Origin of the sequence: Streptomyces sp. NPDC057136 (assembly GCF_042670885.1) — a bacterium.
GTDB lineage: Bacteria > Actinomycetota > Actinomycetes > Streptomycetales > Streptomycetaceae > Streptomyces.
Genome location: NZ_JBHUUV010000003.1, coordinates 347,564 through 362,112, shown reverse-complemented (window position 1 = coordinate 362,112; position 14,549 = coordinate 347,564). Strand labels below are relative to the sequence as shown.

Here is a 14,549-nt window from a genome sequence, read left to right as displayed (position 1 = left end):
GCGGATTCTGCCCGTAGCGAGGCGCCGTTCCCAACCGGCCGCCCGCCATGCAGAGTCGCCGTATGAAGCTCTTGATGCTGGGCGGTACGGAATTCGTCGGACGTGCCGTCACCGAAGCGGCGCAGGCCCGGGGCTGGCAGGTCACCGTGTTCCACCGGGGGCACCACGCGCCGCCGCCCGGTGTCGCCGCCCTGACCGGCGACCGAACCACCGAGGGCGGCCTCGCGTCCCTGGCCGACGGGAGCTGGGACCTGGTCGTCGACACCTGGAGCGGCGCGCCCTCGGCCGTCCGGGACGCGGCACGGCTGCTGTCCGGACGGGTGGGGCACTACACATACGTGTCCAGCCGTTCGGTGTACGAGTACCCCGCCCCGGCCGGTCTGGCCGAGGACGGCCCCCTGGTGGACGGTGCCTCGCCCGACGCCGGCGGGGACGTCTCGTACGCCCTGGCCAAGCGCGGTGGCGAACTGGCCGCACTCGACGCCTTCGGTGACCGCGTCCTGCTGGCCCGGGCCGGGCTCATCATCGGCCCGGGGGAGAACATCGGCCGCCTGCCCTGGTGGCTGGGACGGATCGCCCGCGGCGGACCGGTGATCGCACCGGGCCCACGGGACGCCGGCCTCCAGTACATCGACGCCCGCGACCTGGCGAGATGGCTCCTGGACGCCGGGGTAAACGGCCTCAACGGGGCGTACAACATCGTCAGCCATCCCGGCCACACCACCATGGGCGAGCTGCTCGACGCCTGTGTGCGGGTCACGGGCTCCGACGCCGACCTGCGCTGGACCGACCCCGACACGCTGCTCGCGGCGGGTGTCGAGCCGTGGAGCGACCTGCCGGTCTGGCTGCCCGCGGGGGAGCTGTACGACACCCTGCACCAGGGCGACGTCGCCAAGGCGCACGCCGCCGGGCTGCGCTGCCGGCCGGTGGGCGAGACGGTCGCCGACACCTGGACGTGGCTGGTCGGGCAGGGCGGCGCGGCGCCGCAGCGGCCGGACCGCCCCCAAGTCGGTCTGGACCCGCAGCTGGAGGCGAAGCTACTGGCCGGCTGAGCGAGCGGGCCGGCCGGGGGCCGACGGAGCGGCATTCGCCGCGGCGCGCAGGGCACGTCGCGGCCCGGGCGGGGGCGGGCCGTTAGCGTGGCCCGATGGCCTCACCGTCCAAGCACCTGCTGCACCTCACCGAAGCCCCCCTCTGGGAGGCGGCCCGCGACACCGGGACGTACGAGATGTCCACCCGCGGCCGGACCCTCCACGAGGAGGGCTTCATCCACTGCTCGCTGCCCCGCCAGCTCCCCGGCGTGGCCAAGATGCTGTACGGGGACGACGACGAGGGCCTGGTGGTGCTGGTCATCGACACCGACCGGCTCACGGCGCCCGTGCGGTACGAGGTGATGACGCCCGGCGGCGAGGAGTTCCCGCACATCTACGGGCCGCTCCCGGTGGACGCGGTCGTGGACGTGCTCCCGTGGCAACGAAAGGACAACGACCTCCAGTGAACGGCCCCCTCATCGCGGTGACCGGTGCGAGCGGCGCGGTCGGCGGACGGGTCGCCCGGCGGCTCGCCCGGACCGGCGTTCCCGTACGGCTCCTCGGCCGCGACCCGTCCAAGCTGCCCGAACTGCCCGGCGCCACCGTGGCCCCACCCGCCTCGTACGGTGACGGCGAGGCGATGCGCCGCGCCCTCGACGGCGCGCACACGCTCTTCCTCGTCTCCGCGCACGAGAGCCCGGACCGGGTGCGCGAGCACACCACGGCCGTGGACGCGGCGGTGGCCGTGGGCGTCGAACGGATCGTGTACGTGTCGTTCCTCGGCGCGGCGCCCGACGCGACGTTCACCTTCGCGCGCGACCACTGGCACACCGAGGCGCACATCCGGGTTGCCGATGTGCGTCACACCTTTCTGCGCGACAGCTGGTACCTCGCCGCGCTCCCGGCGATGACGAGCGCGGACGGCGTCCTGCGGGGGCCGGGCGGCGACGGCCGGGTGGCGGCGGTCGCGCACGAGGACATCGCCGACGCCGCCGCGGCCGTACTGCTCGACGAGGGCACCACCCACGACGACGCCACGTACGACCTCACGGGACCCGAGGCGTTCACGCTCGCCGAGGCCGCGGAGGAACTCGCCCGCCGCACCGGCCGCCCTGTCCGCTACGTCCCCGAGACCAGGGAGGAGGCGTACGCCTCCCGTGCCTCGTACGGCGCCGAGGACTGGGAGGTGGCCGGCTGGGTGACCTCGTACGAGGCGATCGCGGCCGGCGAGATGGCCACGGTCTCGGACGCGGTGCCGGCCCTCACCGGCCACCCCGCCAAGAGCTTCGCCACGTATCTGGACGAGAACCCGGACAGCTACCGGCACTTGCTCGTCAGCGGCTGACGGGCCGCCTTGGGGCCGTGGCGGTGCGTCACGTCCCAGGGGCGTCCTGCAGCGTGCGCGCCAGACGCCGGTGGGCGCGCGAGAGGACGGTGGCGGTCACGACGAGGATCACGTCGAGGATGGCGAGGGAGGCCAGCGGCGGCAGCCACACGGCGCCGGTCCCGGCCACGACGCAGGCGGCGAGCGCGATGACGCGCTCGGACCAGGCGCCGTGGGCCGTGGTGAGGAAGAACCACGCCGTGGCGGCGAGATAGAGCGCGGGGCCGCCGAAGAGCAGCAGGGCGAGCGTGAAGGAGCCGTGTCCGAGGGGGTGCGCGATGACGAGTTCGCTGCCGACCGCGAGGGCGACCAGGGCGGCCAGGACGACGTAGGCACTGTTCACGCCCAGCCGGACCGACCGCACGGGGTCGAAATTGGTGGCCAGGGCGGTGAAGACGTGCTCGCCGCCACCGAAGTACGCCGCCCACAGGCACACCACGGCGGTGAAGACACCGGCGGTCGCGAGCACGCTGGGGACATCGACGGGGGCGTCGGCCATCGCCCGGCCGGTGGTGAGGACGGTCTCGCCGAGCAGGATGATGAAGAACAGCCGGAGACGTTCGACCATATGGGCTGCGTCGAACACGAGCTCCTGACCACGGAGGGCGCGGCCGGGCAGGGGGTGGGCGAGCCAGGTCCCGGTGAGGTCGACGAGGGCGGCGGCGGCCCACCACCACAGGCGGGGCCCGGAACCGACGGTGGCCCCGACGATCCACAGCGGGGCGGAGGCCGCCATCCACATCAGGGTGCGGCGGAAGTGCTCGCGCAGTGCGTCGGTGCGGGCGGCCAGCGCTGTCACGGCGCCCGCGAAGAAGAGGATCAGCAGCAGCGGTACGACGAAGGCCCAGGCCCGGTCGTCGAAGGCGTGCGAGATCGCGGAGTTCATGAACAGCCCGAGACCCATGACGATGACGACCATCCACCGGGTGACCTGGCGCTGGATGTCGAGGAAGGTCGCTTCGTAACTGGTGTAGGCCCAGGTGCCGAAAACGGCGACCAGCAGGACCCCGGTCTCCGCGGCGCCCCGCCAGGTGAGGTGTTCGAGGAGGTGATGGGAGAGCTGCGAGACCGCGAAGACGAAGACGAGGTCGAAGAACAGCTCCAGCGGGGACACCTCCCGCCGGAACCGCAGCGACTCGGGCACGCTCATGTCGGGCACTCCTGCATCTCGGCGACGGGCCGGCCGGCTTCTCGTCAGGACGCCGCCCCACGAACGGATCGCCGGAGCGGTGGCCGGACTCAGTGGTGGCCGGACTCATGTGTGCCCGGCCCCCACCCCGGCGTAACAGGGACGCTCAGACGCAGCCGACGCCCTCTCGCTCGGCGGAGTAGGTGCCGCCGGAAAAGCTGCCTGGCCGTCATGACAGGGCGTCCACGCACTTGGTCACGTCGTTGCCCAACCGCAACGGTGACGCCAGTCCCGGAGTCGACGCGATGAAGGAGGACCTGCCCTCCATGATGTGCCGACACCACTCCCGGTCGAGATCAGTGATCTCGTCGTCAACCCATAGGGGCGCTGGGGTCCTCGGCCGGCCGAAGCTGCCGGTGACGGCGACAACCGCCTGCTCCGCCAGTTCCGTACCGCCTCCAGGGCAAGGGCCTGGCTGCGTCCCAGCGTGTGGAGTCCTGAACCGGGTCTCCCGAACGCCTCCCACAAGAGCGCGGAAGCACGGAAGGGCCCAACCGCTTGAAGCGGTCGGGCCCTTCTGATGTCCCGTCCGACCTGCGGCGGAGCCGCCGGGTTCAGGGAAAGGCGATCAAGCCTTCTTGGTCTCCTAGTAATGGGCCAGGTCGGTGACCTGCGTGGATCCTTCCAGCGGGGCGCTGACCTGGCCTTTTGGCGATTGGTGGCGATGGGGTGCGACGGTCTTGAGCGGGTGCCTTGCGGACTGTGTGCGGACTGCTGCGCCGTCCATGTGATCACCGACTAGGAATCGCCATCGTCGGCGCGTACCGCCATGAGCACCCGCTGCAGCGTGGTGACACGTAGATCCCCGTCGAGTCCGGCCTTCTGGGCAAGGTCCAGCAACGCTTCGAGCTCGTCCTGCGCAGCTCGCGGCTGCCCGGCTTCCCACAGCAACTGGGCTCGTCGGTAGCGTAGATCCCAAACTGAGTCGTGGTCTGCTCCGCGTACACGTGCCCAGCCCTCTGCCACTTCCTTGAAATGCTCGGCGCTTTCTGCCGGCTGCTGCGTACGGCTTAGGCCCTCACCTAAGTTCTTCCGCGCTATTAGTGTCTCTGGATGATCGGATCCCAGCGTTCGTGCTCGACGCTCTACTACATCACGGAATCGGGTGACGGCCTCGCGAATTTCCCCCTGATTGCCCAGCGCCATCGCTAGATTGTGGTTCATCGTGAGGGTATCTGGGTGGTCATCTCCCAGAGTCTTGAGACAACCCTTCAGCGCATTGCGATATTCCGCCTCTGCTTCGGCGAAGCGCTCTTGATCGGCAAGGAGGAAGGCTAGATTTCCCCAGATGGACAACGTCTGTGGGTGGTCGGCTCCAATGGCGTGAGTGCATGATGACAACAGGTCGCGGTATGCGGCCTCGGCCTCTGTGGCAGCTCCTCTGTCGTCCAGAACGCGGGCTAGTGAGAGCCGAGTCGCGAACATCTGGGGATGTTCGGGCCCGAGCTTGCGCTCCTGGATCGCCAGGATCGCGGATTGTTCTTTCTCGGCCTCATCGAGATTCCCCTGGATGCGCAGCACGACGGCGAGGTTGTGGCGTACTGTCAGTATTAGAGGCTCATCGTCCGAATGCTTGGTTGCTGCGTCCTTGAGCGCCTCGCGGTAGACCTTTTCCGCTTCTTCGAGTTTTCCGAAGTCCTTCAAGGCGACACCGAGGCTATTGCGGGCAGTTACCGTGTCTGTATGGGCGGGGCCAGAGCGGAGAAGCTCCTCCTCCACGATTTCCCTCAGATGATGTATCGCCTCCCGAACTCTTCCGCGTGCGTGCAACACAGCCACGAGATCGTGCTGGATATCAAGTCGCTCGCCGTCGCTCGCCGACACAATGCTCAGTGCGTTCTGTAGCTGTTTCTCAGCTTCGGAAAGACTTCCCTGCTGCAACAGGAGGGCGCCGAGTGATGCACGGATGCTGGCGATGTTCCGGTGTGACTCGCCGAGCACACGCTGCTGAAGGTCGAGGACCTCGTGCATCTCAGTCACTGCATCGTGCGTCCGCCCGATGCGTCCCAAGGCCCTAGCCCACTCGAAGCGCGCATTGAGTGTGACCGGATGCTGCGTGCCGTGGCGTGCAGTCGCTGCTTCCAGAATCGACCTGTACTCCGATTCTGACTGGCTCAGCTCGCCCATGGCTCGCAGTGCTGCGGCATGGCTGTTCCGGCCGATCAGCACATTGGGATGGTCATCGATGAGTTGCCTTCTCTGTGCATCGGTGAGTTCAGCGAAGACTGCCACAGCGCTCTTTGCGTCGAGTTCTCCGTGCCGCATTTGGAGTACGGCCAAGGTGTGGCGTGCATCAAGTGTTTCGGGATGGTCCGGCCCCAAGATGCGGGTGCGCGCCTCCAGCACTGTCCGAATCTCGGGTTCTGCCTCGGTGAACTTCTGGCGTAGGACGAGAGCGGATGCCAAGTTCGCACGGGTGATCAACGTGGATGGATGCTCGCCCCCGAGAGCCTCTTCTTCCAGCTGGAGCACTTGACGGAAGACTCCCTCGGCACGCTCGTTGTCTCCTTGGTCGCGCAGCGAGATAGCGAACTCGTGCTGGGCATCGAGGACATCAGGGTGTTTCTCTCCCAGCTGTGCACGCAGTCCCTCGAGTACCACTCTTCCCTCGGCGGCTGCATCGTCGAGGCGCCCCATACTCCGGATGCAAATTGCACGGGCATGCCGCGAGCGCAGTGTCTGAGCAGCTTCCGCACCGAACAGCTGAGTTTCCTGACGGATCACTTCGTCGTACTCGCGCTCAGCCTCGGCTAGCTTCCCTCTCTGCGATGCCACTCGCGCTTGTTGGTAGCGCACGGACAGCGTGGTGGAGTTGGCTGCGCCGAACTGCTTGGTGCATTCCTCAACGATGTAAGCGAGCTCGGATTCAGCCGTTTTCAGATCGCCCATCATCTCGATTGCGACGGCTCGATGCCTGCGGATGTTGAGCCCGATCCATGGGGCGGCCTCCGCGGAGTCGGCACGCTCCAAGGCTTCGTCTGCCAGGGCGCAGGCCGTGGTGTAGTCGCTCCGGAAGTGCAGGTATGACACGGTGACCCCGGCGCCGATCAACACGCCATTGAGACGGTCATCGGCAGGAGTGCCCCATTGCGGCAGGCGGCGCATCATGACCGTCCAGTGCGGGATGAGGCCCTGCCAGGCCGGCCACGAACTCGGATCCCGCGGATTCTTAAGGTACGGGGTTGCCGCCACGAGCAGATCGGCTGATGAGTCCCATACGGCTCGGTACTCCGATGGCTCAGCGAGGAGTGGGGCGACCGACACCTCGGCCACAAGTCGATGGATCTGGTAAACGGGATCTTCCGACAGCGTGTCGACCCCGATGAGCCCGAACCTACGCAGGCCACCCAGGGCCGTTCTGACTGCGCGCGGCGCCAGGCCCTTTGGCCACATCCGGAGTTCAGCAATCGTGGACGGGCTGAGCAGGGAAGTGGGTAGAGACGCAGCTGGGGCGAAACAAGACAGCAACTGAAGCAGACCACGAGCATGCACAGTGCCTTGTCGTTCCAGGAGGGCGAGGGATAGCTCCCACGTACCCGCGATGGTCTGGCGGGCTCGCTCTTCTCTGCTGCGTAGATCCCCGTGCACGCCCTCTGTCGCGCTGTCGAGGAACAGTGGGGAGTCGCCGAGAACGGCGACGTACCCAGCGAAGGTCTGGGCATCGGCCAATGGATCACCCTGGGCCATGGCTAGATAGGTGCCAGCCAGGTGAAGGGCGAGTGGCAAGGAGCCCAGCCGGTCGGCCAAGGAGAGGGCGGAAGCTATATCCCCCGCTTCGGGCGCCAGCTCCTGGAGGACCTGGGCTGCGAACTCGGGCTCCAGAACACCGAGTTGGTGGAAGTGCGCGATCCTGTCACCCCAAGACTGCTTGCTGCCGTCGCGCGTGCTAACCAGAACGCCCTGTGACTTGCCAACTGGGGGTCTGACCCAGCCTGTACCGTCGGCCAAAGCGGCGCCGGGGCAGGACAGTACATCGAGATCATCGGCGTCATCGAACACGAGCAGCCATGGGCGGTCCATGTTCATCAGATGGCGCCAGACCAGATCGGCCGCTGGTCGTCCGCCCTTTTCCCAAGCGTGGGCCACGTGCTCGGCCGGGGCTCCTGCGAGGAGAGCTGCGTGCCGCATTCCGTCGGCCACGGCCGCTGCGGATCCAGCCTGGATCCAGAAGACCTCAACCTCGGTCTTCCTGGCCCGCTCCGCTGAGCTCAGGGCAACGGTGGTCTTCCCTACTCCGCCCATCCCGGACAGGACTTGGATACGCGGGTCGTCCACGGTTTGCGTGAGGACCGTGAGGATTCCGTCACGACCCAACACGGCTTCCGGGAGCCTGCCGTAGGGAGCCTCCACTGAGCCGAGGGCGAGCAGTTCCTGGAGGGTGGGGGTAGGGGCGGTGAGACCCGTTACTACGTTGATGTTGACCGCGTCGTAGAAAGCCGCCCCCGGAGCGTTGAGGCCCGTGGAGCCCGTGACACTGTTCGCCGTCGTTTCCCGAGCGGACTCGTCGGACTCGGACGGGTTCGTCGTCATCGTGGCTGCTCGGACTCACCGAAGGACATGCGCACGCCGCCGTTGAACGTTGCCCCAGGCGCATTCAGACCGTGGGAGTCCCGCACGGTGTTGATGGTGGTGCCCGTGGGCTGGGCTAGGAGTGACAGCCATTCCTCAATCTCGCGTCGGAACTCCGGGTCGGCTGCAGCCTCGCGACGCAGTGCGTCACCGAGTAGGACGACGGAAGCCTGATCGTCGCTGTTTCGCGTATCCAGGACGGCAACGGCTTGCTCGTCGCTGGAGAAGCGACTGCGGAGTCGATGCCAGAGATCCGTCACTACGGCTTCGCTCAGGCTTCCGCTGGCACCGCCCAGTGCCGCAAGTGCCAGCTCGGCAAACGCTAAGTCCATCTGAACTCCTGGGAGTTGATCATCTCATCATGTGAAACGTCACTTTAGTGGCGTGCAGCTTCCTGGGTCATGCCTTCTCGTGGGCGTGTCGTTCAATATGCGTTAGTGGCTGGTACGCGTGATCTCAATGGCGAGGGCGCCGAGGGATTCCCGCTCGGCCCGCTCGGCCTGCTCGGAGAGTAGGACACCCAACCCCGCACGGTGTTTCCTGCCGCTGGCCGCTGACAGGCTAGAAAGTGAAAGCCTCCTGCAGTACTAGCGGGCGCGGCGCCGGGTTCTTTTGCCGCGCCTGGTCTGTGTTGCGGCCGCCCACGCCGTCAGCTGGTGGATGGTCACGACCGGTACGTCCGATGTCAGGACGCGGGACGAAATGAGGTCGCGGCTGGTGACCACGACAGGGGTGACGGTCCAGCCTCGGGTGTCGGCGCTGTTGGTGAAGTGGTTCAGTGTCGGGGCCAGGTGGGTGCGGATCCATTGGGCTCGTCTTGCGATTTTGAAGACGGCGCTCTTGCCTCCTCGCAAAAGTGCATCAGCTTCGTTGGCCAGCTCAGAGGGGTTTCGGGCCATCTCGAAGTCCTTGGCTTCCACGATGAAGATGATCCTCTGATCGAGGTTGATTCCCAGGGCGTCGATGTCGCCGAGGTCGTCTCCCTGGGGTGACCTGAGGCGTCGCCCTGCGATCTTGCCCACGCTGTGGGCCGTGATGGAACAGCCTGCGGCAGCCAGGGCTCTTTCGGACTCTTTCTCAAACTCCTTGTTGTGGTCCTGTCGGATGGACCCCATGAGCTTCTTCATCGTCGCCGAGGTGGCTCTGAGCCTGCCCGAATACACGAGGTCGACCCAGTAGGGGCCTGTGCTCCATGCGTGTCGGGGCGCCCAGGTCAGCACATCGCCGTTCGTGCCGGTCAAGCGGACCAGCGGACGTCGTGTGTAGGACCACTCACGGTTATACCGCCAGGGCCATGCGTCGGCGCCCACGGACAGGAACTTGGTGCGTGGGCGCAGACTGAGACGATCGAGGAAGGCGTGTGCTTTGTCGTCGGCCCATCCGAGGGCAGAGCCAAGGTGCTGTTGGACGCGGGCGACAGGTAGGGCGAACGGTTCGTTATCGCACGCTTCGTCGCCCAAAGCGATGATCTCGCCGATGCCGTGAGCGAGTTCGGTCAGGGTAAACCCGAATTCGGCGAGCATGGCTTCTTCGACCTTCACAGAAGGGGCAGTGGCCGTGCGGGGCGCCGAAGTGGCGGAGACCTGATCCACTGCCGCCATGGCTGCGCGGGCTCGGTCCAATGCCAAGGCATCGGTTCCCGTTTCGTATCGATCACCGCGAGAGACGCCGAGTCGACCCGACTCCAGCAGGGACAACTGCGCGGTGGAGAAGTCGTGCCGGATGGCATCGGACAGCGTGGCTCGAGAGATCAGTTCAGCGGCGATCGCCAAGAGTGTGTCGTAGGTGTCCAGGGTCAGGGGCCGGTCGCCTGAAGGCGGGGTAGCGGCCGCGTACTCGATGAGGAAACGGCTTGCCTGCGCGGCGGCCACTCGTTTTTTGCCGTCCTTGGCGAGTTGTGTGGCGGGCCGGCTGGATGTTCCGAAACATGCGAGTCTGGACCGCAGGAGCTGGTCATCGTGAGCCTCTGCGCGGATGAGTGCCTCGTGCCGTGCCATGAGCTGGTTCATCACGCCCTCGGGGGCCAAGCTGGCGATTAGGTCTTGAATGCGCTGGAAGTAGTGCTGGACTGTCTTGTTGAGCACTTCAAGGCGTTTGTCCTCCGAGACGCTCCCCTGCGTGATTCCCTCAGCGGCGAGCCATTCGCCCAGTTCGTCCAACACGACTGCGGAGACAGCCGGCTGCACAGGTCGGGCGGCGGGCAGCCGCCCGGGGCGCAACAGCATCGGTCGGGCCTGCGCGTGCAGCATCTTCTTGCGACCAACAGGAGCGAGACGTTCGACAAGGTCGCCGACCACAAGGTTGCTGTCGTTGCCAACCATGCCTTCAGCTAGGGCCTGGACGATCACGCGGTCGGCACTGTTGTCCTCCACAAGCAGGGAAGCTACGCCTGCGGCCAGCAACTCAAGGTGAATGAGCCCTGTGCTACGTGCTTGCCATGCAATCCATGGGACCTCGTTCCCGGGCTGGGTGACATGTCCTGCTAGAGCCTTCAACCAGGCGTCCGCGTTGTCGAAGGACACCGTGATCCGCACACGTCCCAGGTCGTCGGCCATTGCGAGTAGTTCCTCGGGCGCCGTGAGCGAGAACTGCCAGGCCCAGTAGGCGACAGCTTCAATGACCATCTCTTGGAGGGATTCCAGGGCATCTGCCGTGTCCTGGCTAGGTCCGATCCAGACCTGAAGCCCGGCGGTTTCCACAAGCAGTTCGTCTTCCGGGACAGTGGGATGTGTCCGGTAGATCGGTGCGGTGTCCACGCCATAGAGGGCGAGAACCGGAACGAGGGCAGGGCGGTGAGGGCTGGCAACCACGTGGTGGTCGTACCGTTGGTGGGCCTCGGCTCGTAGCGCCTGGCTGAAGTCGGAGGCGACCATAACGGCGTTCGGCCTGCGCTCATCCGACAGGTAGTAGCTGCACTCGTGGTCGCGGTACATGCCGTAGTTGTCGAGCGTGCCGAAGGAGTGCACCACGGCGTCGGTGTGCAGCGTCTCGTCCGCTTGGGCGAAGCGCCACAGGAAAAGTGCCTCCGTACCGTCAAGTTCCGCCATAACGCGGAGGTCGTCGACGGTGGTGGCGAGACGAGGACCGACTCGTGACGACTTGCGAAGGCCGAAGAACGAAGAGCGGCCCAAGCCTTGGTTGATGATGAGCCGCAGGCACTGCGCGTCATCCTGTACGGCATGGACGGGTGTTTCGTGCAGTTCGTGCAGCCGTTGCATGACCCCAGCAGCCTGCCAGTGCCCGTAGGGGGTCTGGGCATCGTAGTCAGACAGGTCATCGGTCACGACTGCCAAATCGAGGCGCTTGTCATCAGCGAAGGTGAACTGGCGGCGACTGACCTGCGGATCTTTATCGACTTGTGCCGCCGGGGGCAGCGGCGTTGCCCCGCAGCCGATCAGTATTTCGGTGGCTTCGTTCAGGACGCATGCACGCACAAGCTGGGCGAGCTGGGGGCCGCAGCCATGCTCTGTGGCGAGGACAAGGAGGCGATGGCGCAGGGTTGCGGGCAGTTCCCCTGGATTTGCAATGACCACGGTTGGGCCGACGGCCAGCAGCGGGGTGAGAATTATTCCGTCGTCTGGGCCGAGCTCCGCTGTGAGAGTGTGCGTGCCCGGTCGGACACTCAGGCTGTCCAATACCTGCAACGCCTGTGGCGGCGCGATCCGGGACAAGGCGGCCTCGTCGAAGGTGACGGCTTCGCATAGTGCGTTCAGCGCAAGCTCTCCTGGTACGAATACCTCCTCCCTGGTGGCTGTGGGTGGGGTAACGCCACGGGCGAGCCCTGCTCGGAGAAGTGCCGTGTGGCTCAGGCGCAGTACCACCCGGACCAGCTGGCATGCCTCGCGCCGATAGGCGGCGGGAAGCGTGTTGCCTTCCGGCCCGAAGACGCTGCGTAGGATCAGGCCGAGTGTGTACGCCGACCTTTCCGTCAGCCCCTGGGTGACCAGGTAGGGACCACCGTGGAACGGCACTTCTGCCGTGTACAGGTCGTTGTAGGGGTCTTCCTGAGCTCGGACCGCCGCACTGCTGATCACCGGATCCTTCAGTAGTGAGCGGATCCTGCTCGGTGAAAGGCGTGGAGCCTCAGGACGACTTGGCAGGCAGGCGCCCACGGCAGCGAGCCGCTGCAGCCGGACCAGGCAGGGAATGTTCTCGGGAATCAGCTGCAGAGCGGCGGCCGATCGCACCAGAGACGGGCCGTCCACTCCATTCCACGGCTTGTTGTCGGCAACGAACTTTGCCACAGCCCCTCCTTGCTCTGGTGTGCCCGGCAGCCCTTCTGGGCGCTGGGCATCTCTACCGCCAGCTGTCTAGGGAGATCTCGGCGTCCCCCGCGAGGTACCGGTGGAGGGCGCTTGACGTGGTGCCCACAAAGTTCTCGGGGATAGCGTCGACGTCGACCCAGCGGACCTGGGAGTGCTTGCGGGGTTCGCGGTTTTCGGGTTCGCCGATCCATTCGTGGGCGGCGAAGACAACCGTGAGGAAGCCATTGGGGGACTCAACGCCCCAGGCGCCGTGGATGATGTGCGCGACCTTGAGGGATTCGGGCTTCACCTTGAGGCCGGTCTCCTCGTAGAGCTCGCGGACTGCCGTCCCAGTGATGGGCTCGCGCGGTTCGCTCTTGCCGACGGGCAGGTCCCACATTCCCTGGGCGAACTTCGCGTTCTCGCTGCGCTGGAGGAGCACGACGCGGTTGGTGGTTTTGTCGTGGACGATGACGGCCGCGACCAGCAGGGTCATCGAGTCGAGCGCCGGCTTGAGGGCTGGGGGGCGGTTGTCGGTCTGCTGGGCCACGGGGTTCCCTTCGTCGGGGCGGTTGTTGGGCATGTTAGGCGAGGGCCTCGCGGGCTCGGCGGGCGAGATCGGCGGCGCCGGGGACGCGGCGGCGCTGGTAGATGGCGAGCGTCGAGCGGATCGAGGTGATCGCCTTGCGGGTGCGGTCGGAGGTCATGCCCTCCATGAGGACGAGGGCCTGGGTCCAGGCGGCGACCGCTTCGTCGGCTCGGGCCTGGGCGGCGAGGCTGTCGCCGAGGTCGGCGTGGGTGAGGGCGTGGACGCGCTTGTACTTCTCCGGGTCCCAGCGGGTGAGCGCGTCGCGGTGCTGCTGTTCCGTGCCGATGTGGTCGGCGAGGTCGGTCAGCGTGCGGGCGGTGTGGCTGGCCACGGTGCCGGCGGCGGGGCCGCTGACGCGGGAGAAGCTGGGCTGGGGACCGTCATCGCGCAGGAGTGCGTCTTCGGCGGCGAGGAGAGCACGAGCGGCCAATGGGTTCTCGCCAACGGCTGCGTAGGCACGGGCGTGCGTGATGTGGAGGAGCGCCTCCGTCTGGCCGTCCACGTGGCCGAGGCCGCGAGTGAGGGCTCCTTTGACGAGGTCCACGCAGTGGTGGGGTTGCTTGAGGCTGAGGGACTGGTGGGCGAGGGCGCGCATCATCCATGCGGCGTGGCCGTGGGGGTCGGCTTCGCAGGCGAGCTGGTAGCCGACCTGGTAGTAGCGCTGGGCAGCGCCTTCTTGTCCAAGGTCGTGGTGCTTCCACCCTGCGAGGTAGGCGAGTTCGGCGACGGCGCCGAAGGCTGCCTGGCGTAAGGCTTCTGTGGGGAAGCGGCCGCGCAGTATTGGGGCTGCCGTGTCGGCGAGGTACGCGGTGACTGTGGTCAGGCCGTGCCCGCCGCCGAGCCGTTCGTCGGCGGCGCTGAAGGCTGCCGTGATCTGTCGTACGACGTCGATGTCGTCGCTGCCGACGAGGGAGCGGGCGGTGCGGGCGCGGAGCATCCGCGAGGTGGCTTCGTGGTCGTGCAGGAGCGGCATGGCCACGCCGGCCGTGGTGAACGCGGCGATGGCGAGGAAGCGGCGGCGCTCGACGTCCGCGCGGCCGAGGTCGGTGACCGCGGTGACGGGGTCGGTGTCCGGTGGCGACTCCGTGTCGGGTGAGTGGAGGCCGAGCTCGGTTCGGGTAACGACGCGTCCCAGCCGCCGGGAGAGGGCTTCGGCGAGGTAGTGGCCTGCCTGGCCGGATGGCGTGCGGGCACCGCCCACCCAGTGGGAGACGGCCGACTTGTTGGTCTGGAGTAGTTCGCCGTTCTCGGCGGCGATGCGGCGTACGTCCTTGGCGAGTGCCTCGTACGTGCACCCGGCGGCGTTGATCGTGTCGCGCAGGCGGGAGTTGGCGCTGGTCGGTGCCGGCACGATCGCCTCCGCTCCGGATCCGTAAACCGTGTATACCGCTTGACCTCGCTCACACCGTACCCACTCTGCGTAGCGGACGGTTCACTTATCGACAGCCGCCCCACTCACGGCATCGCGGGCCGGGCGGCCCCCAAGTTCCGTACGCCCTAACGGGCTCGGGCATTCCTGTGCCCCGGGCCCGGACGATCAGAG

General features: G+C 66.9%; 9 protein-coding genes. 3 read left to right on the top strand and 6 right to left on the bottom strand.

Going from position 1 to position 14,549, the window contains the following annotated elements; genetic code table 11:
* Window positions 1–74 precede the first annotated feature (74 nt).
* The 3 genes from ACFT7S_RS05985 to ACFT7S_RS05975 all read left to right on the top strand — a co-directional run bounded on the left by ACFT7S_RS05985 (window position 75) and on the right by ACFT7S_RS05975 (window position 2,376).
* The gene (locus ACFT7S_RS05985) at window positions 75–1,052 is read left to right on the top strand and encodes an NAD-dependent epimerase/dehydratase family protein (RefSeq protein WP_382727692.1); all 978 of its coding nucleotides are present in this window, start codon (window positions 75–77) and stop codon (window positions 1,050–1,052) included.
* A 95-nt stretch (window positions 1,053–1,147) separates the two neighbouring features.
* On the top strand, window positions 1,148–1,498 hold the full coding sequence (locus ACFT7S_RS05980) for a DUF952 domain-containing protein (protein ID WP_382727552.1): 351 nt from the start codon (window positions 1,148–1,150) through the stop codon (window positions 1,496–1,498).
* Window positions 1,495–2,376: an NAD(P)H-binding protein gene (locus ACFT7S_RS05975; protein WP_382727549.1), complete on the top strand. Its 882-nt coding sequence runs from the start codon at window positions 1,495–1,497 to the stop codon at window positions 2,374–2,376. The genes ACFT7S_RS05980 and ACFT7S_RS05975 overlap by 4 nt, the downstream gene beginning before the upstream one ends.
* Before the next feature lie 28 nt (window positions 2,377–2,404).
* Here ACFT7S_RS05975 and ACFT7S_RS05970 read toward each other — a convergent pair whose 3' ends face one another.
* The 6 genes from ACFT7S_RS05970 to ACFT7S_RS05945 all read right to left on the bottom strand — a co-directional run bounded on the left by ACFT7S_RS05970 (window position 2,405) and on the right by ACFT7S_RS05945 (window position 14,357).
* Window positions 2,405–3,565, bottom strand: coding sequence for a low temperature requirement protein A (locus ACFT7S_RS05970; protein WP_382727546.1), 1,161 nt, complete (start codon window positions 3,563–3,565; stop codon window positions 2,405–2,407).
* 777 nt (window positions 3,566–4,342) lie between these two features.
* The gene (locus ACFT7S_RS05965; RefSeq protein ID WP_382727544.1) at window positions 4,343–8,134 is read right to left on the bottom strand and encodes a tetratricopeptide repeat protein; all 3,792 of its coding nucleotides are present in this window, start codon (window positions 8,132–8,134) and stop codon (window positions 4,343–4,345) included.
* On the bottom strand, window positions 8,131–8,505 hold the full coding sequence (locus tag ACFT7S_RS05960; RefSeq protein ID WP_382727541.1) for a hypothetical protein: 375 nt from the start codon (window positions 8,503–8,505) through the stop codon (window positions 8,131–8,133). Before ACFT7S_RS05960 ends, ACFT7S_RS05965 begins: the two co-directional genes overlap by 4 nt.
* A 255-nt stretch (window positions 8,506–8,760) precedes the next feature.
* Window positions 8,761–12,417 (bottom strand): hypothetical protein, encoded by a 3,657-nt coding sequence (locus tag ACFT7S_RS05955; protein ID WP_382727538.1) that lies wholly within the window; start codon window positions 12,415–12,417, stop codon window positions 8,761–8,763.
* 52 nt (window positions 12,418–12,469) lie between these two features.
* Entirely contained in the window at window positions 12,470–13,000 is a 531-nt protein-coding gene (locus ACFT7S_RS05950) for an NUDIX domain-containing protein (RefSeq protein WP_382727535.1), read from the bottom strand.
* A gap of 1 nt (window position 13,001) precedes the next feature.
* A complete protein-coding gene (locus tag ACFT7S_RS05945) occupies window positions 13,002–14,357 on the bottom strand; it encodes a tetratricopeptide repeat protein (protein ID WP_382727532.1) in 1,356 nt (451 codons plus the stop codon).
* Window positions 14,358–14,549 lie beyond the last annotated feature (192 nt).